At 33.4% G+C, this 22,417-nt stretch carries 21 protein-coding genes; 17 read left to right on the top strand and 4 right to left on the bottom strand.

What is annotated here, in order from left to right; translation table 11 throughout:
• The first annotated feature begins 40 nt into the window (after positions 1-40).
• From rlmN to dnaG, 6 genes are all read left to right on the top strand, one after another.
• Entirely contained in the window at positions 41-1,081 is a 1,041-nt protein-coding gene (gene rlmN / locus BP92_RS0100510) for a 23S rRNA (adenine(2503)-C(2))-methyltransferase RlmN (protein ID WP_026724238.1), read from the top strand.
• A 42-nt stretch (positions 1,082-1,123) separates the two neighbouring features.
• On the top strand, positions 1,124-2,104 hold the full coding sequence (locus BP92_RS0100505; protein ID WP_026724237.1) for a polyprenyl synthetase family protein: 981 nt from the start codon (positions 1,124-1,126) through the stop codon (positions 2,102-2,104).
• 146 nt (positions 2,105-2,250) lie between these two features.
• On the top strand, positions 2,251-2,829 hold the full coding sequence (locus BP92_RS0100500; RefSeq protein ID WP_026724236.1) for an RNA polymerase sigma factor: 579 nt from the start codon (positions 2,251-2,253) through the stop codon (positions 2,827-2,829).
• 71 nt (positions 2,830-2,900) lie between these two features.
• Positions 2,901-3,584 carry a hypothetical protein gene (locus tag BP92_RS0100495; RefSeq protein WP_150111841.1) on the top strand — a complete coding sequence of 228 codons (684 nt, stop codon included), beginning with the start codon at positions 2,901-2,903 and terminating at the stop codon, positions 3,582-3,584.
• 34 nt (positions 3,585-3,618) lie between these two features.
• A complete protein-coding gene (locus BP92_RS0100490; protein WP_051604333.1) occupies positions 3,619-5,229 on the top strand; it encodes a hypothetical protein in 1,611 nt (536 codons plus the stop codon).
• A 206-nt stretch (positions 5,230-5,435) separates the two neighbouring features.
• Positions 5,436-7,412, top strand: a complete 1,977-nt coding sequence (gene dnaG / locus BP92_RS0100485; protein ID WP_026724233.1) for a DNA primase — start codon at positions 5,436-5,438, stop codon at positions 7,410-7,412.
• On the opposite strand, the gene BP92_RS0100480 is transcribed toward dnaG, so the two are convergent.
• Both BP92_RS0100480 and nadE read right to left on the bottom strand, forming a co-directional pair.
• Positions 7,409-8,038: a response regulator transcription factor gene (locus tag BP92_RS0100480; RefSeq protein ID WP_026724232.1), complete on the bottom strand. Its 630-nt coding sequence runs from the start codon at positions 8,036-8,038 to the stop codon at positions 7,409-7,411. The two genes, dnaG and BP92_RS0100480, sit on opposite strands and share 4 nt — an antisense overlap.
• A 79-nt stretch (positions 8,039-8,117) precedes the next feature.
• Positions 8,118-8,924, bottom strand: a complete 807-nt coding sequence (nadE, locus tag BP92_RS0100475; protein ID WP_026724231.1) for an NAD(+) synthase — start codon at positions 8,922-8,924, stop codon at positions 8,118-8,120.
• An 82-nt stretch (positions 8,925-9,006) separates the two neighbouring features.
• On the opposite strand from nadE, the gene gldB reads away from it, so the two are divergent.
• Positions 9,007-9,969, top strand: coding sequence for a gliding motility lipoprotein GldB (gene gldB, locus BP92_RS0100470; protein WP_026724230.1), 963 nt, complete (start codon positions 9,007-9,009; stop codon positions 9,967-9,969).
• 5 nt (positions 9,970-9,974) lie between these two features.
• Positions 9,975-10,301, top strand: a complete 327-nt coding sequence (gene gldC, locus BP92_RS0100465; RefSeq protein WP_026724229.1) for a gliding motility protein GldC — start codon at positions 9,975-9,977, stop codon at positions 10,299-10,301.
• Positions 10,302-10,345: 44 nt separating this feature from the next.
• On the opposite strand, the gene yihA is transcribed toward gldC, so the two are convergent.
• Together yihA and BP92_RS0100455 are read right to left on the bottom strand one after the other, a co-directional pair.
• A complete protein-coding gene (gene yihA / locus BP92_RS0100460) occupies positions 10,346-10,966 on the bottom strand; it encodes a ribosome biogenesis GTP-binding protein YihA/YsxC (RefSeq protein WP_026724228.1) in 621 nt (206 codons plus the stop codon).
• Positions 10,967-11,097: 131 nt separating this feature from the next.
• Positions 11,098-11,853, bottom strand: a complete 756-nt coding sequence (locus BP92_RS0100455) for an alpha/beta fold hydrolase (RefSeq protein WP_150111840.1) — start codon at positions 11,851-11,853, stop codon at positions 11,098-11,100.
• A 335-nt stretch (positions 11,854-12,188) separates the two neighbouring features.
• Between BP92_RS0100455 and mraZ the strand changes: the two genes are divergently transcribed.
• The 9 genes from mraZ to murG are packed head-to-tail and all read left to right on the top strand — an operon-like array spanning position 12,189 to position 22,387.
• A complete protein-coding gene (gene mraZ, locus BP92_RS0100450) occupies positions 12,189-12,659 on the top strand; it encodes a division/cell wall cluster transcriptional repressor MraZ (RefSeq protein WP_026724226.1) in 471 nt (156 codons plus the stop codon).
• Positions 12,634-13,542: a 16S rRNA (cytosine(1402)-N(4))-methyltransferase RsmH gene (gene rsmH, locus BP92_RS0100445; RefSeq protein WP_211252185.1), complete on the top strand. Its 909-nt coding sequence runs from the start codon at positions 12,634-12,636 to the stop codon at positions 13,540-13,542. Before mraZ ends, rsmH begins: the two co-directional genes overlap by 26 nt.
• Before the next feature lie 6 nt (positions 13,543-13,548).
• Positions 13,549-13,905, top strand: a complete 357-nt coding sequence (locus tag BP92_RS0100440; RefSeq protein WP_026724224.1) for an FtsL-like putative cell division protein — start codon at positions 13,549-13,551, stop codon at positions 13,903-13,905.
• Positions 13,896-15,878, top strand: coding sequence for a penicillin-binding protein (locus BP92_RS0100435; protein ID WP_026724223.1), 1,983 nt, complete (start codon positions 13,896-13,898; stop codon positions 15,876-15,878). Before BP92_RS0100440 ends, BP92_RS0100435 begins: the two co-directional genes overlap by 10 nt.
• Positions 15,875-17,338 (top strand): UDP-N-acetylmuramoyl-L-alanyl-D-glutamate--2,6-diaminopimelate ligase, encoded by a 1,464-nt coding sequence (locus BP92_RS0100430; RefSeq protein ID WP_026724222.1) that lies wholly within the window; start codon positions 15,875-15,877, stop codon positions 17,336-17,338. The genes BP92_RS0100435 and BP92_RS0100430 overlap by 4 nt, the downstream gene beginning before the upstream one ends.
• Positions 17,339-17,374: 36 nt before the next feature.
• Positions 17,375-18,595, top strand: coding sequence for a phospho-N-acetylmuramoyl-pentapeptide-transferase (gene mraY / locus BP92_RS0100425; RefSeq protein ID WP_026724221.1), 1,221 nt, complete (start codon positions 17,375-17,377; stop codon positions 18,593-18,595).
• A gap of 1 nt (position 18,596) precedes the next feature.
• Entirely contained in the window at positions 18,597-19,931 is a 1,335-nt protein-coding gene (gene murD / locus BP92_RS0100420) for a UDP-N-acetylmuramoyl-L-alanine--D-glutamate ligase (protein ID WP_026724220.1), read from the top strand.
• Between the two features lie 12 nt (positions 19,932-19,943).
• Positions 19,944-21,299: an FtsW/RodA/SpoVE family cell cycle protein gene (locus tag BP92_RS0100415; RefSeq protein WP_026724219.1), complete on the top strand. Its 1,356-nt coding sequence runs from the start codon at positions 19,944-19,946 to the stop codon at positions 21,297-21,299.
• Positions 21,299-22,387 carry an undecaprenyldiphospho-muramoylpentapeptide beta-N-acetylglucosaminyltransferase gene (gene murG, locus BP92_RS0100410; protein ID WP_026724218.1) on the top strand — a complete coding sequence of 363 codons (1,089 nt, stop codon included), beginning with the start codon at positions 21,299-21,301 and terminating at the stop codon, positions 22,385-22,387. Before BP92_RS0100415 ends, murG begins: the two co-directional genes overlap by 1 nt.
• The last annotated feature ends 30 nt before the right edge of the window (positions 22,388-22,417 follow it).

Raw genomic sequence — 22,417 nt, 5'->3', positions numbered from 1 at the left:
AACAATTAAACGTTTTGACATTTTAACCTAACTTTGCACCATGCAAATCGAGAAAAAAGACATACGAGCACTTACAAAAGAACAATTGCGTAACTTCTTTGTTGCTAACGGAGACAAAGCATTTCGTGGTAACCAAGTGTATGAGTGGTTATGGCAAAAACGAGCTCATACTTTTGAAGATATGACCAATGTGTCTAAAGAAACGCGTGCTATGTTAGAAGCTAATTTTGTAATCAATCACATTAAAGTTGATACCTTACAACGTAGTGAAGATGGAACCGTTAAAAATGCCGTTCGTTTGCACGATGACTTAATTGTAGAATCGGTTTTAATTCCTACAGAAACTCGAACTACTGCATGTGTTTCTTCCCAAGTAGGTTGTAGTTTAGATTGTAATTTTTGTGCAACAGCTCGATTAAAACGTATGCGTAATTTGGAACCAGGAGAAATCTATGATCAAGTTGCTGCTATTGATAATGAAAGTCGTTTGTATTACGACCGACCATTGTCCAATATTGTTTTTATGGGGATGGGTGAGCCTTTGATGAATTATCCAAATGTAATGAAAGCGATTGATATGATTACATCTTCTGAGGGTTTAGGTATGTCGCCAAAACGTATCACCGTTTCCACATCTGGAATTCCGAAAATGATAAAAAAAATGGCAGATGACGAGGTGAAATTCAAGTTAGCGGTTTCTTTGCATTCCGCTGTGGAAGAAATTCGAAATGAAATCATGCCGTTTACTAAAAATTTTCATTTAACCGATTTGCGAGAGAGTTTGGAATATTGGTACAGAAAAACAAAAAGTAAAATTACTTACGAATATGTGGTTTGGAAGGGAATCAACGACGATAAAAGATCGATTGATGCTTTGGTGAAATTCTGCAAATATGTTCCTTGTAAAGTAAATTTGATTGAATATAATCCAATTGATGATGGCATGTTTCAACAAGCATCTGAAGAAGCAACTAATGCTTACATAACTGCTTTAGAAAAAAATAATATTGTGGCTAAAGTAAGAAGAAGTCGCGGTAAAGACATTGATGCGGCTTGTGGACAATTGGCGAATAAATCTTAAATTTTTGCCTTTAGCAATTGTTTTCGTACTTTTGATATCTCAATGAAAATAACCGAACAAATAAAGCTACCCATCGCAAATGAAATGGAACTCTTTGAAGAGAAGTTTCGCGATTCCATGTCTTCAAAAGTGGCTTTATTAAACAGAATCACACATTATATTGTAAATCGTAAAGGAAAACAAATGCGACCAATGTTTGTTTTCTTGACTGCCAAAATGGTTTCGGGTGGTACTATTAATGAACGAACGTATCGTGGTGCTTCGGTTATTGAATTGATTCATACGGCAACTTTAGTACATGATGATGTGGTTGATGACAGCAACAAACGTCGTGGATTTTTCTCTTTAAATGCGCTTTGGAAAAACAAAATTGCTGTTTTAGTTGGGGATTATTTGTTGTCAAAAGGATTGTTGCTTTCTATTGATAATAACGATTTCGATTTGCTAAAAATCATTTCAGTAGCTGTTCGCGAAATGAGTGAAGGTGAATTACTTCAAATCGAAAAAGCGAGAAGATTAGATATTACTGAAGATATTTACTACGAAATCATTCGACAAAAAACCGCTACTTTAATTGCGGCTTGTTGTTCACTTGGTGCTTGTTCAGTGGCTCCAGAAGATGCTGTTTTGGTTGAAAAAATGCGCAAATTCGGAGAACTTATTGGAATGGCGTTTCAAATCAAAGATGATTTATTCGATTACACCGATGATGCCATTGGAAAACCAACCGGAATCGACATCAAAGAACAAAAAATGACATTGCCTTTGATTTATGCATTGAATAATTGTTCCCCAAAAGAAAAAAGCTGGGTAATCAATTCGGTTAAAAATCACAACAAAGATAAAAAGCGCGTAAAAGAAGTTATCCAATTTGTAAAAGACAAAAACGGATTAACTTACGCCGAAGAAAAAATGGTGCAATTTCAGCAAGAAGCACTTTCGTTATTACAAGATTTCCCAACATCTCCATACAAAGATTCCCTTATTTTAATGGTAAATTACGTGATTGAAAGAAAAAAATAATTTTTTTCATATTTCATACAACCATTTTAAAATCATTCTCGTCTATATAATTAGAAGCAATAATTCAACAACAAGAGCAAGAACAAAAATCAATTTCAAATAGTATAAATTTGATTTTGATATTGAACTTGACATTGAACTTGAAAATGAAAGTAATTCAATTACATCAAGAAGAAAAACAACTCATTAAGTTGGCTGTCGAAAACAATCGACAAGCACAACAGCAAATTTATGCCAAGTTTTCTTCTAAAATGTTAAGTGTGTGTCGCCAATACATAAAAGACATTCACCACGCAGAAGATGTAATGATTACCGGATTTATGAAAGTGTTTACCAATTTGAAAAATTTTGAACACAAAGGTAGTTTTGAAGGTTGGATTCGAAGAATTATGGTGTATGAATGTATCGATTTTCTTCGGGTGAAAAAGAATAATTTCAATCACCAGGATATAGATGATGTTATGATAAGCGAGAATGAATCGGTTTATGAAATGGAAGATTTCTCAGTTGATGACATTCAAAACATGATTGACAATTTGCCCGACGGTTATAAAATGGTGTTTAACTTATATGCGATTGAAGGCTACAAACATCAGGAAATAGCTGAAATGCTCAAAATAAGTGAAGGAACATCAAAATCGCAATTATCACACGCCCGAAAGTTATTGCAACAACAAATCACCGACTTAAAAAACAAATTAAATGGCATCGCCACTATAAGATAGTTTGTTGAAAACAAACACCAATGAATTAAAGGCGATTGCATAAATTACCTATAAAAAATAAAATGAAATTTATGAAACCAAATAAAATAGATAATCAAATAAGAGAAAAGCTGAATGCTAGAGAGATTCAGCCTTCTGCTCAAGCTTGGGATAGATTGGATGCTATGCTTGCGGTTTCAGAAGAAAAAAAACCAAAGAAAGGTTACGGATGGTTCTTTGTAGCCGCTTCTACGATACTTTTTTTCGGATTGGGATTTTTCCTTTTCAATTCAAACGAAAAAACCGAAATTAATAATTCAACACCAATTGTAACTACTATAAACGAAGAAATTGATACGGTTGAAACTAATGAAATAGATGAAATTTCAGTTGAAAAAGAGCAACCCGTTTTAGTTCAAAATGAAGTGAGTTTTTCAAAAACGCAAACAAATAAAAAATCTGAAGAGACAGATAAATTGACAAAAGAGGAGGATATAACTAAAGATAATTCATCATCCATCATCCATCATCCATCACCAAACTCATACAAATACGTTTCTCCAGAAAATTTATTAGCCGAAGTTCAAACAGGTGAAAAAGTAATCACTTCAGATAAAAAAATAAGCCCAAAAACTAAAATGAAAGTAGATGCTAATTCGTTGCTAACAAATGTTGAGAAAGAATTAGATGAAAACTACAGAGAAACTACTTTGGATAAATTAAATAGAAAATTTCAAGATGCTAAATCAGCATTAGCCAATAGAAATTACGAATAAATAAAAATCATCATTAATTAAAAATCAAACAGTCATGCAAAAAATTATTTTGTACACAATTGTTATTGTGTTTAGTTTCCTAACAAAGGCAGTTGCTCAGGAGCTAGAAACCATAGAAAAATCAACCGAGTGGATGGCACGCGGAACTAAGCCCGAGAGTTATGAAATGGGTTTGTCAAAAAAATCAACTTCTAACGAGCAAGAAGTTTTTACTATACGATCTATCGATAAAAAGATAGATGGTTTTGGAACTTTAATGAAATCGAGTAAACCTGATTTATATTTAGGTAAAACTATCAAAATGACGGGTTATGTCAAAAGTGAAAAAGTGAAATCTTGGGCTGGACTTTGGATGCGTATCGATTACTATAATGATAAAGTTCTTTCTTTTGATAATATGCAAAATAGAGCTATTGAAGGAACAAATGATTGGACTAAATACGAAGTTGTTTTATTTGTGCCTCAAGATGCAACAGATTTTTCTTACGGAGTTTTATTGGATGGAACAGGTCAAATTTGGTTTAAAGATATTCAACTTGAAATTGTAGAAGATTCTGTTTCAGAAACAGGAATTATAAAAGGTAGAAATTCAAAAAGTATTTCATTTGAAGATAAAGCTAAAGCAATTGCAAACAGCATTGAAATGATTACTACCGAAGAGAAAAATGCATTGAAAAAAGAAGTTGAAGCCATTGATGTACAAGTAAGCGAAGGTAAAATTACAGCTGAAAAAGCACAAGAATTAAAAACGAATATTGCTCAAGAACGTGCCAATAACATAGAAACAAAAGTAGCAATTGAAGAAGCAAAATTAGCGCAATTGGTTCAAGATAAAGTAGATGGAAAAATCGCAGATTCTGATGATAAGCCAAAAAGAGGAGGGACTAAGATTGTTTTAGGAAGCAATAAAGATGATTCTATTGGAGAAAATAGAACTGAAATCAACTTAGGTTCTATGAAAATATACACGGGTGAAAAAGACAAAGTGGAAAGAAAATCCAAAAGAACAACCTCGCAATTTGTTTTTGCCTTTGGCTTAAATAACGTAATTACTGAAGGCGAAAATTTAGAAGATTCAGATTACAGAGTTTGGGGTTCGCATTTTTACGAATGGGGAATTACTTATAATTCAAGAATTTTCAAAAACAATAATTTGCTTCACGCAAAATACGGACTTTCATTAATGTATAATAATCTTCGCCCAACGGATAATCGTTATTTTGTAAAAAACGGAGATCAAACAGATTTAGTTACATCTACTGTAAAATTAGATGAATCGCGTTTTAGAAATGTCTATTTAACAGCGCCATTGCATTTAGAATTCGACTTTACGCCTAAGAAACTTTCAAAAGATGGAACAAAGACTTATTTCAGAACACACGAGTCAGTTCGATTAGGAATTGGAGGTTATGGAGGTGTTCGTATCAAAACAAAGCAAATTTTAAAATACGAAGCAGACGACATTAAAGTAAAAGAAAAACAAAAAGGAGATTTCAATGTTTCTGACTTTACATACGGGTTAAGCGCTTATTTAGGATATGGTCAAACCAGTCTATATGTTAAATATGACTTAAATCCGATGTTCAAGAACAATAATATAGATCAAAACAACGTTTCATTAGGATTACGCTTTGATTTTAATTAAATTTAGGGTTAAGTTAAGTTCTCTGTTTAAAAAAGCACTTCAGCCATATGAAGTGCTTTTTTTGTTTTTAAATGATTTAGATGCTAATAGCTATATTTTTCAAAAACTTTGTAACTTGCCACTTCAAATTTAGAGATGTAATTTTGTCAAGCATAATTTGACTTATTTTCTAAACAATTCAACAGTTAAACACCTTAACGTTAAGTTTGATATCAAAAGACACCATAGAAAAAGTATTTGAAACCGCCCGAGTTGAGGAGGTTATTGGTGATTTTGTACAACTCAAACGTGCCGGAAGTAATTTGAAAGGATTAAGTCCGTTTGTGAACGAGAAATCGCCTTCGTTTATGGTTTCTCCTGTAAAGCAAATTTGGAAAGATTTTTCTTCTGGGAAAGGCGGAAATGCGGTGACTTTCTTGATGGAACACGAACATTTTACCTATCCCGAAGCCATTAAATATTTAGCGAATAAGTACAATATCGAAATTGAAGAAACAGTTCAAACCGACGAAGATGTAGCGCAAGCCAATGAAAAGGAAAGCATGTATTTGGTTTCAGAATTCGCTCAGAAATATTTCCATCATACTTTATTAGAAACCGAAGAAGGAAAAGCTATCGGATTATCGTATTTCAAAGAACGTGGTTTTACTTCCGAAACAATTAAAAAATTCGGATTAGGATATTCGCCTGAATCTTGGGATGCTTTTACCAAAGAAGCACTCGGAAAAGGATATAAACTAGAATATTTAGATAAAACCGGACTCTCAATTGTTAAGGAAGACAAGCAATTCGACCGTTTCAAAGGTCGCGTGATGTTTCCGATTCAAAGCATGAGTGGTCGTGTTTTGGGTTTTGGAGGTCGTATTTTAACCAATGATAAAAAAGCGGCAAAATACCTAAATTCGCCAGAAAGTGATATTTACCACAAAAGTAAAGTTTTATACGGAATTTACCATGCGAAGCAATCTATCGCCAAACTGAACAATTGTTATTTAGTTGAAGGGTATACCGATGTTATCCAAATGCATCAAGCCGGAATTGAAAATGTTGTGGCTTCTTCAGGAACGGCTTTAACACCAGACCAAATTCGTTTAATCAATCGTTTAACGCCTAATATTACTGTACTTTTTGATGGTGATGCGGCCGGGCTTCGAGCTTCGATTCGTGGAATCGATTTGATTTTGGAAGCTGGAATGAACGTAAAAGTGTGTACGTTTCCAGATGGTGATGACCCTGATAGTTTTGCTCGAAAAACTTCTTATGAAGATTTATTGCAATATTTCGAAGATAACGCCAAAGATTTCATTCAGTTCAAAGCGTCTTTATTGATGCAAGAAGCCAAGAATGATCCCATTAAAAAAGCAGATTTAATTCGCGATATGGTCATCAGTATTTCAAAAATTCCAGACCGAATTAAAAGAGAAGTCTATATTAAGGAATGTTCCCGAATCATGGATATTTCCGAAGATGTGCTTTTTAATACCTTAGCGCAATTAGTAAAGAAAGATGTATCGGAAGCTAATAAACAATTTAAAGAGGAACAGAAAGCTTTTGAAGTTGTTAGAAACGATATTGCTCAGCCAACAACTAAAGTAGATATTCAATACGAATTGGAACATAAAATCATTCAGATTTTGTTGTTGTATGGTGACAAAGAAGTAGAGTTTGAAGATACCATTTTAGCTCAAAATGAAGATGGGGAAATGGTTGAAGTAAAAGAGCAAAATAACTATAAAGTTTTTCAACGAATCTATCTAAGTTTGCAAGAAGATGAGGTAGAATTGGCTAACCCAATTTTTAAAGCCATTTTTAATCATTTAATTGCGTATTTCAATGAAAATGAGGTTTTTGAGTTGGATAAATACTTAATGCAATTGCCTGAAGAATTGGCACAAGAAGTCACCACGATTCTTATGAACGAAGAACGTGAGGTATTACACAATTGGGAAGTACAGCAAATTTATGTAAAACAAAAAGAAACCACCATAAGCCAATACGTAACCGAGACGATTATCACATTGCGATGGTATTTAGTCAATAACATTATCGACGATTTGAAAAATTCAATTTCAACCGACGAAAATTCTGATAACTCAGAAACTCTGGAAATGGTAATGGCTTATTTGGGGTTAACACATATCTTTTCTAAAAACTTGGGTAGAGTTCTTTCAAGATACAATTAAATTACATCTAAATCTTTTGCTTTTTTCAATAAATCCACTAAGTTGGTTACATTTAATTTAGCCAACAAACGCAATTTATACGTACTGATTGTTTTTTCATCTAAACCTAGAATTTGGGCTACTTCTTTGTTTTTCTTACCATCATTTAGGTAACGAAGTACTTCAATTTCTCTCGTAGATAATTTTTTAAACAATCGCTCCGATTTTTTGCCTTTACTCAGCATTTCAATGCTTTTCTTAACGGTTTCGCTGAAAACAACTTTCCCTTCCAATACTTTTGAAATTGTACCTTCTAGTTCTTTTAAATCACTTCGTTTAGAAACATAAGCCGAAACCCCAGCTTTAATGGCAGTTGGCGCATACATTTGTTCAGAAACGTCAGTAAAAAGGATAATTTTAGTTTCAGGAAAATCTTTCAATAAACTTTTAATATCTCTAATGCTAGATAAACCTTCTAACTCAACATCAAGAAGAAGGATATCAAAACGTTTTGTCTCTAAAAGTGAAAGTAAAGATTCTAAGTTTTTAGCTGATCCAATAACTTCCATTTTAGTATTACCATGAAAATATGATTGTAATCCATGGACTACAACTGGCAAACTGTCTGCTATACCTATTTTTGTCATAACTAAAAAATTATATTATTCATACTTTATCACCAAAGTTACTAAAAAAAATGTAATTACTTGTTAATTATAAAGATAATTATTTAAGGTCTTTCGGGATTCTGCAAATTGGTATAGGGTTCATTTTGTGTTGGTTAATAGTATTCAGTCTTTTGTAGATTTTGAACACTTCAGCTTCTCTTCCAGAAAAATCTTCAATAGTTTTTCCTTTTTCCATTTGGCTCATCGTCCATTCTAATTCATCATAATTTGCTCCAATTTGATCTTCATCGCTTCTATCATCGCCGAATAAACCATCTGTCGGCTTGGCTTTTAAGATGCTTTCAGGAACTTTCAAAAATTCAGCAAGTAAGCGAACTTCGCTTTTTACTAAATCCGCAATCGGACTAACATCAACTCCGCCATCACCGTATTTTGTAAAAAATCCAACACCAAAATCTTCTACTTTGTTGCCAGTTCCTGCTACTAAAAATCCATGTAATCCAGCAAAATAGTATAAAGTAGTCATTCTTAAACGTGCACGAGTATTGGCTAAAGATAAATTCAAAACAGCTTCATTCTCTGATGCCGGAACTTGATTTTTAAACGTTTCAAAAACAGGAGTCAAATCAGCTCTTTCGTTAAAAACATTTGAGAAACGTTTTTTTAATTGGTCAATATGTTCGTAAGCTCTATTAACATGACTTTCCGCTTGATGAATTGGCATTTCTATACATAATGTTGGTAATCCTGTTTGCGCACATAGAGTAGAAGTTAAAGCACTGTCAATTCCGCCAGAGATTCCCACAACAAAACCTTTAACTTTTGCGTTAGTAGAATAATCGAGTAACCATTTTACAATATGTTGATTGATTTTTTCGGCTTGGAATGTGGATGAATTTGTCATTTTTTTATGAAAATTTATTAGTCGATAACTGTATATTTGCAAACCAAAATTAGATTTGATAAAAATATAAAAAATACGCTATATGAAGCAATTATTATTTGTACTTGTTGCTATTACTTTATTTTCATGTAAAGAAGATAGTAAGGTAGAGGAAGCCGTAGCTAAAATTCCAATTGAATTTAAAGTAGAACGTTTCGATCAAATCTTTTATCAATCAAAACCAGAGGATTTAAATAAAATTAAAGCGCAATATCCGTTCTTTTTTCCTGCGGGAAATCCAGATTCTGTTTGGGTAAACAAGTTAAAAAATCCTTTACTAAAGGAATTGTACAAAGAAGTACAAATAAAATATCCAACGTTGGGTCCTATTGAAGCAGATATGGAAAAAATGTTTGCTTACGTGCAGTATTATTTTCCAAAATTCAAAACACCAAGAGTAATTACCTTAATTAATGAAGTAGATACGGAAGCAAAATCTTTTTATGTAGATACATTAGCTTTGGTGTCTTTAGATTGTTATTTAGGAAAGGAACACCGTTTTTATGTGGATTTTCCTGAATATAAAAAGCAAAGTTTAGAACCAAATCAAATTTTACCCGATTTAGTTTCAACGTTCTGTTATGGAAAAATTGCACCTCCAACTGATAGAACTTTATTATCTGCAATGATTTATTACGGAAAAGAATTGTATGTAAAAGATAAATTGATTCCGTTTTACTCAGATGCGGATAAAATTGGTTATACCGATATGCAAATCAAGTTCTGTCAAGAAAACGAATATTTTATGTGGAGTAATTTAGTCGAAAACAAATTATTGTTCGATTCTAATCCAAAGAACGAATTACGTTTTATAAAACCAGCTCCTTTTTCGAAATTCTATTTAGAAATTGATAACCAAACCCCAGGAAGAGTAGGGCAATGGTTAGGTTGGCAAATCGTAAGAAGCTATATGGAAAACCACGAAGAAGTAACATTACAAGAATTATTAGCAATGGATGCTAAAACCATCTTCGATAATTCAAAATACAAACCAAAGAAACAATAAAACATATGAAAACATCCGATATAAAAATCACCGTAGGATTAGACGAAAATAACGTTCCAGACAAATTATTGTGGACAGCACAAGATGGTGGCGTAGAGCAAGAAGAAGCAAAAGCAATGTTATTGTCAGTTTGGGATAGCAAAGCAAAAGAAACACTTCGTATAGATTTATGGACAAAAGATATGCCAGTAGACGAAATGAAACAATTTTTCCATCAAACTCTAGTAGCAATGGCAGATACGTTTCAACGCGCTACTACTGATGAGAAAATGTCAGATACCATGCGTGATTTCTGTGATTACTTCGCTGAAAAAATGGATTTAAAAGCATAAAAAAAAGTCGCTATTTCTAGCGACTTTTTTATTTTGTTTATTTTTTAAACAAATCCATTATCTTTAAAAATATCTTCATTAATTTGATTGATATATTCTAAAATTCCTTCTCTACCAATGGCTTCCAATGATGAGGTAACAAAATATGGAGGCATTTCAGCCCAATCTCCTGCTAATAATTGTTTCTTATAAGCTTCCACATGATTGTTGACTTTGTTTTTTCCCAATTTATCTGATTTGGTAAAAATAATGGCAAACGGAATTTCGCTTTCGCCTAAATATTCCATGAATTCTAAATCGATTTTTTGAGCTTCTAATCGAATGTCAATTAAAACAAAAGCACAAACTAGTTGCTCTCTTCGCTCAAAATAATCCATAATAAATTGTTGGAAAACGGCTTTCGTTTTCTTAGAAACTCGGGCATAACCATAACCCGGTAAATCCACTAAAAACCAATTGTTGTTGATTTTAAAGTGATTAATTAACTGCGTTTTTCCTGGTTTTGATGAGGTCTTTGCCAAATTTTTATGATTCGTCAACATGTTAATCAAGGATGATTTTCCCACATTGGAACGACCAATAAAAGCGTATTCAGGTAAGCGGTCCTTTGGACATTTGTCTACTTCTGAATTACTAATTACGAATTCGGCGGTATTAATTTTCATATGTTTAAATTTTATTTTTTAGCGGTAACATATGTTATCACCTTTTTAATAATTGGAGTTTACTTACGTAAACAGTTTGTTAGTGGTGATTTCATAGGCTATAAAATAAAATTCCCCAAAAAGGGGAACTATTATAAATTCTTCTTTTGTAACCAATCAAACAAAATTTGATTGAACTCTTCTGGATGCTCCATCATGGCAGCATGTCCACATTTGTCAATCCAAAACAATTCTGAATTAGGTAATAATTTATCAAACTCTTCAGCTACATTTGGTGGTGTCACCTTATCATTTCTACCCCAAATAATGCAAGTTGGAGTGGTCATTTTTGGTAAATCTTTTGCCATGTTATGACGAATAGCGCTCTTAGCAATCGTTAAAGTTTTAATCAATTTGATTCTATCATTAACCGTTGCAAAAACTTCGTCAACAATTTCTTTAGTTGCAATCGCTGGGTCGTAAAACACATCTTCAGCTTTCTTCTTGATGTATTCGTAATCACCACGTTTTGGGTAACTTTCTCCCATTCCGCTTTCATATAAACCTGAACTTCCAGTAATTACTAATGCTTTTACAAGTTCTGGATACATTTTAGTAAAATACAATCCAATGTGTCCACCTAACGAGTTTCCGACAAGAATTACTTGATCAAATCCTTTATGAACTACAAAGTCTTTGACAAACTTGGAAAAGGCTTTGACGTTGGTTTTTAAAATATTTTGCGTGTAAATTGGTAATTCAGGAATCACCACTTTGTATCCTTTAGGAGGGAAAAAATTAGCTACACCATCAAAATTACTCAAGCCGCCCATTAAACCATGAAGAATGATTATTGGGGTTCCTTCGCCAGCTTCAAAATAGGTGTATTTTTTTTCTTTTTTTAACATAAATTCCACTTAAGGTATTAGTTCTAATGATTGACAAATATACTATTTTATTGAAGAAAGTAAAGAAAAAAATATTACAGATATTTTCTGGATTTTAAGAATTGTAAAATGTTAGTTATCAACAATTTTATTCAAATTTTAACAAAAACACAAAAAAAGACATCGGTCGGTTTTAATGGTTAAATTCTTCTGAAATCTTGATTTTGCAAATAATGTTTTGTTAAAAGTGGAAAATCATGTTTTAAAATTCAAAAACTTATTAACAAAGTGGTAGTTTGTGGTAAAAAGTGGTAAAAAATTTCTAAATTTGTCCATATTCTAATCGAAAAAAAAAGTTGAAAACATTAATCGGAACATACGAGTGTAAAGTGGATGCCAAAGGAAGGCTGATGCTGCCTACTTCGCTAAAGAAACAATTGGGTTCTTTAGAGGAAGGTTTCGTGTTAAAACGTTCGGTTTTTCAGCCTTGTTTGGAGTTGTTTCCGATGGAGGAATGGAATAAAATGATGTTGAAAATCAATAAACTAAATCGTTTCAATAAAAAGAATGACGATTTTATCAGAAGATTTACAGCAGGAGTTAAAATGATTGAGATTGATGCGACAGGGCGACTTTTAATTCCGAAAGATTTAGTGGTTTTTGCTCAAATTGATAAAGATATTGTGTTGAATTCAGCTATCAATATTATCGAGATTTGGGATAAAGATAAATACGAAAATGCGATTGAAAACGCTGTGGGTGATTTCGCAGATTTGGCAGAAGAAGTAATGGGTAATTTTAATGACGACGAAGATGGAATATCATAATCCAGTATTGTTAAAAGAAACAGTTGATGGATTGGATATTCATCCTGATGGTGTGTATGTGGATGTTACTTTTGGTGGTGGCGGTCACTCGAGAGAAATTATGAGTCGTTTGGGAGAAAAAGGGAAATTATTCGCTTTTGACCAAGATTTAGATGCTTTAAAAAATGCAATTGACGACGAGCGATTTACTTTAATTAATGAGAATTTCAGATTCATAAAACGTTTTTTACGTTTCCATGGAATCAAGCAAGTAGATGGAATTTTGGCTGATTTAGGCGTTTCATCACACCAATTTGATGTAGCTGAAAGAGGTTTTTCAACCCGATTTGATGCCGAATTGGATATGCGAATGAATCAAAAAGGCGATATCAGTGCGTATCACGTAGTAAACGAATACGATGAACAAGATATTGCAAGAGTGTTGTTCGATTATGGCGAGTTAAAAAACGCCAGAGCGATGGCAAATGTAATCGTAACCGCTCGAAAAGATAAAGAAATCCGTAATTCGGACGAATTGAAAAAAGTATTAGCGAAATTTTTACCTGGACATAAAAGCAATAAAATTTTAGCTCAAATATACCAAGCCATTCGTATTGAAGTGAATCAAGAAATGGATGTGTTGAAAGAGTTTTTAGAGCAGTCATTAGAAATTCTAAAACCCGGAGGTCGATTGAGTGTTATCTCGTATCACTCACTAGAAGATAGATTGGTAAAACGTTACATGCGAAACGGCATGTTTGAAGGAGAACCCGAAAGAGATTTCTTCGGAAATTTTAAAGTTCCTTTCAAAATCATTGAAAAATTAATTGTTCCTACAGAAGAGGAAATAGCATCAAACAACAGAGCACGAAGTGCAAAACTAAGAGTAGCGGAAAAAATATAGCAGTACATGAAAGACGGAATCTACAGTTTACTAAAAGCAAAATTTCTTATAAGTGATGACGCTCTTAAGAACTGGAAATTCATCGTTTTTTTGGTAATCTTAGGAATGATGGCTATTGCAAACAATCATCAATACGATGCAAAAAATTACCGAATTACCGAATTAACCAATCAAGTAAAAGAACTGCGTTCTGAATTTGTTGATCGTCGTTCGGAATTGATGAAGTTAAAAATGGAATCTACAGTGGCTAAAAAAATGGAAGCTCGCGAAATCTATCCTTCTGAAGTGCCACCTGTGAAAATAGTAGTTGAAGATAAAGAAAACAATAAGAGTTTTTGGGATAAATTGAAAATATGGCAGTAGAAGATAAAAAAATATCGTACCGCATGTATTTTGTAGCTTTCATGTTTCTCGTGATGGCTGTTTTGATATTGATAAAACTCAACAATATTCAATGGGTTGAAGGACCTTATTACCGAAAGTTAGCTAAAGAAAGAACCGTTAAAAATTTCACTATTCCAGCAAATAAAGGAAATGTTTATTCGGCAGATGGAAGTTTATTAGCTACATCAATTCCAGAATATTCAATTTATTTCGATGCTGTAGCGCCTTCATCAGAACTTTTCAAAGAAAATATTCAAGCGCTTTCGGATTCACTTTCAGTGATGTTTGGAAAATCATCCGGACATTATCAAGCAAAATTGCAAAAAGCACGTGCAAATAAAAGTCGCTATTTATTTATCGCAAAAAAGTTGAGCTATACTGAGCAAATGCGAATCAAATCATTTCCATTATTTAATAAAGGAGCTAATAAAGGAGGATTGATTATTGAGCAAAAAATTGTGAGAGAACATCCAATCGGTTTGGTAGCAAAAAGAACTATCGGTTACGAACGTTCAAACGAAGATGGTAAAGGTTTAGAGTACGCTTTCCGCGATTATTTAAACGGTAAAAATGGCCACAGAATGATGCAAAAAATCGCAAAAAATCAGTGGAAACCTATTAATGATGTAAACGAAAAAGAGCCACAAGATGGTTACGATATTATTTCAACGATTGATGTTTACATTCAAGATATTGCCCATCATGCCTTGTTGAAACAATTAGAACATTACAGCGCCGATCACGGTTGTGTGGTAGTAATGGAAACCAAAACAGGTCGTATCAAAGCGATTTCAAATTTAGGAAGAGCTGAGGATGGGTCGTATTATGAAACACAAAATTACGCGATTACCGAGTCGCATGAGCCAGGTTCGACTTTCAAGTTGATGGATTTGATTGCGGTTTTAGATGATAAAAAAGCAGATACAGGAACGGTTTATAATTCTTTTGGTGGCGAAATTCAATATTACGGAAGAAGAGTAAGAGATTCACATAAAGGAGGTTATGGTAAGATTTCTTTAGCAAGAGGTTTTGAAGTTTCATCAAACACTGTTTTAGTGCAATCGGTTTACGAGAGTTATAAAAATAATCCAAAACAATTCGTAGACAGAATAAATAGTTATGGATTGAACAAACCTCTTGGTTTGCCAATAAAAGGAGAAGGAATTCCGGTTATTCCTCAACCAGGAACAAATCGTTGGTCGGGAGTAGCATTGCCTTGGATGGCTTTTGGTTACGGATTATCCGTTACACCATTGCAAACTTTAACATTATATAATGCGGTTGCTAATGACGGAGTGATGGTAAAACCAATTTTTGTTAGCGAAATCAAAGAGTGGAACAAAACCATTAAGAAATTTGATACACAAGTTATCAACCCGAAAATTTGTTCACAAGAAACTTTGGATAAAGTTCATGCGGTTTTGGAAAACGTGGTAAGAAAAGGAACGGGTTCTAAATTGTATTCCAAAGATTTCTCAATGGCTGGAAAAACAGGAACTGCTCAAGTGAATTATAAAGACAAATCGAAATTATATTATGCTTCTTCTTTTGTGGGGTATTTTCCAGCGGACGAACCTAAATATTCTTGCATCGTAGTAGTTCACAAACCAAATGTTGCCGCGGGATATTACGGAGCGGATGTTGCTGGACCTGTTTTTAAAAGAATCGCACAAAAAATATTTACGGATTCTCCGTCAACAAATCATGTAAAAAACATCGATGCTAAAGTAGTTTCTCAAGAAAAAAACTACTCAGAGTATTATAAAAAAGTAGAAAAAGAAGAGCGAATTGTGCCAAATGTAAAAGGAATGGAAGGAATGGATGCAGTGGCTTTATTAGAAAATTTAGGATTAAAAGTAAAAGTTATAGGTGTGGGAAGAGTGAAAAAACAATCACTAACATCGGGACAAGCTTTTAACAAAAACCAAACTATCATAATCGAATTATCGTGAAGCAATTAAAAGACATATTATATAAAGTACACATTGAAGCAGTTCATGGAGCTACCGATATTACTGTTTCAAAAATTGAATTCGATTCGAGAAAAATTGAATTGAACGATGTTTTCGTAGCCATCAGAGGAACACTTTCTGATGGTCATGATTATATTGAAAAAGCATTAAGTCTTGGCGCAATTGCTGTAATTTGTGAAGAATTCCCAAGTGTAATTGTAAACGGCGTTACTTATATTAAAGTAAAAGATTCTAACGAAGCGTTGGCTTTTTTAGCAGCTAATTACTACGAAAATCCTTCAGAAAATATCAGATTAGTTGGTGTAACAGGAACAAATGGTAAAACAACGATTGCTTCTTTATTATATCAATTATTCAAAAAAGCAGGTTATAAAGTAGGATTGTTATCAACCGTAAAAATTATGGTTGACGAACAAGAATTCAAAGCCACACATACAACGCCAGATTCTTTAACTATCAACAAGTATTTGGATTTGATGGTGCAAGAAGGTTGCGAATTTTGCTTTATGGAAGTTTCTTCGCATGGCGTTCATCAAAAACGTACAGAAGCGTTGCGTTTTGAAGGTGGTGTTTTTACCAATTTATCACACGATCATTTAGATTACCACAATACGTTTGCTGAATACAGAGATGTAAAAAAATCGTTCTTCGATAATTTACCAAAATCAGCTTTTGCGATTACCAATATCGATGACAAAAACGGTTTGGTAATGCTTCAAAATACAAAAGCTAAGAAATTGACTTATGCTTTAAAATCGTATGCTGATTACAAAGCTCAAATTTTAGAAAACCAATTATCAGGACTGTTACTAAAAATTAATGATAACGAAGTTTGGGTGAAATTAATTGGATCGTTTAACGCTTATAATTTATTAGCCATTTACGGAGTAGCAGTAGAATTAGGAATCGAAAAGACAGAAGCCTTACGCTTACTTTCAGAATTAGAAAGTGTTTCTGGACGTTTTCAATTTATAGTTTCCGATTCAAAAATCACAGCAATTGTAGATTATGCTCATACGCCTGATGCATTGGAAAATGTATTAAAAACGATAGAAGATATTCGCACCAAAAACGAACAATTAATCACAGTTGTAGGTTGTGGTGGCGATAGAGATAAAACAAAAAGACCAATTATGGCAAACATTGCTTCATCAATGAGCGACAAAGCCATTTTTACGTCAGATAATCCAAGAACCGAAAATCCAGAAACGATTATCGAAGAAATGGAAAAAGGAGTAGAGCCTCAAAATTTCAAGAAAACGGTTTCCATTTTAGATAGAAAACAAGCTATTAAAACCGCTTGTCAATTGGCAAATCCAAACGATATTATTTTAATCGCAGGAAAAGGTCATGAAACGTATCAAGAAATTAACGGAGTCCGTCATGATTTCGACGATTTAAAAATAGTAACAGAATTATTACAACAATTAAATAAATAAAAGCCAATAATTAACCTTTAAAACTAAGCAAACAATATGTTATACTACATCTTTCAATACTTAGACAAAGCCTTTGATGTTCCTGGAGCAGGAGTGTTTCAATACATTACTTTTCGCTCGGCATTAGCTTTTATTTTGTCATTGTTAATTGCTACGATTTACGGTAAAAAAATCATCAACTATTTGAGAAACCAACAAGTAGGTGAAACCGTTCGCGAACTTGGTTTAGAAGGTCAAACTGCAAAAGCTGGAACGCCAACAATGGGAGGAATCATAATTATTTTGGCGACATTAATTCCGGTTTTGTTATTGGCGAAGTTGAATAACATTTACATCATTTTATTGATTGTAACCACGCTTTGGATGGGGACTATCGGTTTCATTGATGATTATATCAAAATTTTCAAGAAAGATAAACAAGGTTTAAAAGGAATTTTCAAAGTTATTGGGCAAGTTGGTTTAGGTTTAATCGTTGGAACTGTTTTGTATTTGAGTCCAGATGTAACGGTTCGTAAAGACACTTTAACATCAAGAGTAAAAATCGAAAACAACATAAAACCAGCAGATTTAGAAGAAAAATCTACTGCGACTACCATTCCGTTTTTCAAAAATAACGAATTCGATTACGCAGAAGTATTATCATTTATGGGTGATAATTACAAAGATTACGCTTGGTTGATTTTTATTCCAATGGTAATTTTAATCATCACAGCTGTTTCAAACGGTGCTAATTTAACTGACGGAATCGATGGTTTGGCCGCAGGAACTTCCGCAATTTCCGTACTTACGCTCGGATTGTTCACTTTCGTTTCGGGTAATATCATTTTCTCAGATTATTTGAACATCATGTATATTCCAAATTCGGGTGAAATGACGATTTATATTGCTGCTTTCGTTGGAGCTTTAGTTGGATTCCTTTGGTATAACGCGTATCCAGCATCAGTATTCATGGGAGATACAGGAAGTTTAACTATTGGTGGAATTATCGCGGTAATTGCAATTGCTATTCGTAAAGAATTAATGATTCCGGTAGTTTGTGGAATTTTCTTAGCCGAAAATTTATCGGTAATGATTCAAGTGAGTTATTTCAAATACACCAAAAAGAAATACGGCGAAGGAAGACGAGTTTTCCTAATGTCACCATTGCACCACCACTATCAGAAAAAAGGTTATCACGAAAGTAGAATCGTAACGCGTTTTTGGATTGTTGGAATTCTATTAGCGATTTTCTCACTGGTTTCTTTAAAATTAAGATAAGATGCGACTGGTAGTTTTAGGCGGAGGCGAAAGTGGAGTAGGAACCGCCATTTTAGGAAAGAAAAAAGGATATGATGTTTTTGTATCGGATTTTGGAAAAATAAAAGAAAATTACAAAGAAGTTCTTACCATTAATGGAATCCCTTGGGAAGATGAAAAGCATACAGAAGAATTAATTCTGAATGCCGATGTAGTAATGAAAAGTCCAGGTATTCCCGAAAAAGCACCGATTGTTAAAAAGCTAATCGAGAAAGGAATTCCAGTAATTTCTGAAATCGAGTTTGCTATTCAATTTACGGATGCAACAACAGTGGGAATCACAGGAAGTAACGGAAAAACAACTACAACGCTTTTGACGTATCATTTGTTAAAACAAGGTGGATTGAATGTTGGATTAGCTGGAAATATTGGGAAAAGCTTCGCTTGGCAAGTAGCCGAAAACAAGCACGATATTTATGTGTTAGAGTTGAGTAGTTTTCAATTAGATGGAATCATCAATTACAAGCCACATATTGCGATTATTACAAACATTAGTCCAGATCATTTAGATAGATACAATTACGATTACAATTTGTACATCAATTCTAAGTTCAGAATTACAAAAAATCAAACAGAAGCCGATTATTTGATATATGACAATGAAGACGAAGCGATTCAAAATTGGTTAAAAAATAACAAGATTAAAGCAAATAAAGTTCCTTTTTCATTAACAGGAAAACCTGAAAATGATGGAGGATATATAGAAGATAACAACATCAACAGTACCATTAAAAACGAAGTATTTACTATGCCAATCAACGAACTAGCACTAGAAGGAAAACACAACATTAAAAATGCAATGGCAGCAACAGCTGTAGCACAATTGTTGAACATTAGAAAACAAACTATCAGAGAAAGTTTGACTAATTTCCAAGGAGTAGAGCACCGATTAGAAAAAGTATTGAAAATTCAAGGGGTACAATATATTAACGATTCTAAAGCTACGAATGTGAATTCGGTTTTTTATGCTTTAGATAGTATGAATACTCCAACCGTTTGGATTGTAGGTGGTGTTGATAAAGGAAATGATTACGATGAATTAATGCCATTAGTTCGTGAAAAAGTTAAAGCTATCGTTTGTTTGGGTGTTGATAATACAAAAATCATTAACGCATTTAATAATGTGGTGGATGTAATGGTAGAAACAACTTCTATGTCTGAAGCCGTTCAATTGGCGCAGCGTTTAGCAGAAAAAGGAGATAGCGTTTTGTTATCACCAGCATGTGCAAGTTTCGATTTATTCGAAAACTACGAAGACAGGGGAAAACAATTTAAACAAGCCATTTATAATTTATAATAACGCATAAAAATGTTCGATATCATTGGTAAAATACGAGGAGATAAAACCATTTGGGCCATAGTTTTTCTATTGGCTTTGGTCTCTTTTTTACCAGTGTATAGTGCTAGTACTAATTTGGTTTACGTTATTGGAAACGGAACTACAATCGGACATTTAATTAAACATGCTATCCATGTTTTGTTGGGGTTTGGAATCATTTATTGGATTCACAAAATGCCCTATCATTACTTCAAAGCCTTGTCTATTTTTGGAATTCCTTTAGTAGCCTTATTGTTGGTTTACACATTGTTTAAAGGAACAGAAATTGGTGGAGCAAATGCAAGTCGTTGGATTCAAATTCCATTTGTGGGAGTAAGTTTTCAAACTTCTACTTTGGCATTTATTGTTATAATGGTTTATGTAGCGCGCTATTTAGCAAAAGTTAGCGATAAAGTATATTCGTTTAAGGAATCATTTTTAGAACTATGGGTGCCTGTTGGAGGAGTTTTAGTGTTGATTTTACCTGCCAATTTTTCAACAACAGCCTTAATTTTTGCGATGATTTGCATGTTAATTTTTATCGGACAATATCCTTTAAAATATTTGGGATATGTTTTAGCGATGGGAGTTTCAGCCATGTTGTTGTTTATATTATTAGCAAAAGCTTTTCCAGATAATAAGTTTTTTAGTCGTGTAAATACTTGGGAAAATCGTATCGAGCGTTTTACAAAAGACACGCCAAATGAAGATGATTACCAAATTGAAAAAGCAAAAATCGCCATCGCTTCAGGTGGAGTAATTGGATTAGGAGCAGGAAAAAGTGTTCAGAAAAATTTCTTACCGCAATCTTCTTCCGATTTTATTTTTGCAATTATTGTTGAAGAATGGGGATTGGTTGGTGCAGTAACCATCATTGGATTGTATTTATTATTGTTAATTCGATTTGTCATCAATGCTCAAAAGGCTTCGAGTTTATTCGGAAAATTATTAATCATCGGACTCGGATTTCCAATCATATTCCAAGCATTTGTGAATATGGGAGTTGCTGTAGAATTATTGCCAGTAACAGGGCAACCTTTACCATTGATTAGTAGTGGAGGAACTTCGATTTGGATGACATGTATCGCTGTCGGAATTATTTTAAGTGTTACCAAGAAAGAAGAAGAAGTTGCTTTAGACTTAGAAGAAAAACGCAAACGAGATGAAGCTTTACAGCAAATTATCGATGCGCAAGTAGCCTTGAATGAAGAGAAAGATGCCGATGAAAATCAGCAAAAAATAAACGATATTAAAAGTTCGATTAGAGAATCTTTAATCGAAGATGAAAACGGAGATGTGCTAGTAAACGGACAAAATCCAATGAACGCAGTTTTAAATAAAAAATAATGAAAAAACCAAGATTCATAATAAGCGGAGGCGGAACTGGCGGACATATTTATCCAGCCGTTGCGATTGCGAACGAATTAAAATCTCGTTTTCCTGAAGCGGAGTTTCTTTTTGTAGGTGCCAAAGATAAAATGGAAATGCAAAAAGTGCCTCAAGCGGGTTATGCGATTAAAGGATTGTGGATTTCGGGAATTCAACGAAAATTAACTTTAGATAACGCGATGTTTCCATTCAAACTGCTTTCAAGTATGTGGAATTCATTCCGAATTATCAAAAATTTTAAACCTGATGTTGTAATTGGAACGGGAGGTTTTGCCAGCGGTGCCGTTTTGAAAGTGGCTTCGATGTTGGGTATTCCAACAGTAATTCAAGAACAAAATTCGTATCCTGGAATCACGAATAAATTATTGGCTAAAAAAGCGAATAAAATTTGTGTCGCTTACGAAAATTTGGAACGATTTTTTCCAAAAGATAAAATGATTTTAACTGGAAATCCAGTGCGTCAAGATTTGATTAACGAAGCAAGCAAAAGTGAAGCTATCGCTTATTTTAAATTAGATGCAAATAAAAAAACATTGTTGGTTTTAGGCGGAAGTTTAGGCGCTAGAAGAATCAATCAATTGATTGAAAAAGAATTGGATTTTCTATTGAGTCAAAACATTCAAATCATATGGCAATGCGGAAAATTATATTTGAACGATTACTCAAAATATAATGAAAAAGAAAACGTTCAAGTAGTAGCTTTTATTGATAGAATGGATTTGGTTTACGCTGCTGCAGATGTTGTAATTTCTCGTTCAGGCGCATCATCGGTTTCAGAATTATGTATTGTGGGAAAACCAACGATTTTCATTCCATCACCAAATGTGGCTGAAGATCATCAAACGAAAAACGCTAAAGCCATTTCAGATAAAAACGGAGCAATTTTAATCAGAGAGTCAGAATTAGAAACGCAATTTGAAACGGTTTTTTCTGATTTGATTTCAAGCGAAAGCAAACAAGTTGAATTAAGTCAAAACATAAAGAAATTAGCCAAACCAAACGCAACAAAAGATATTGTTGAAGAAATAGTTAAGCTAATCAACTAAACAAATTAACAGTTAAACAATTTAACTAAA

It is taken from the genome of Flavobacterium sasangense DSM 21067, assembly GCF_000686885.1.
GTDB lineage: Bacteria > Bacteroidota > Bacteroidia > Flavobacteriales > Flavobacteriaceae > Flavobacterium > Flavobacterium sasangense.
This window is presented reverse-complemented; position numbering and strand designations above follow the sequence as displayed.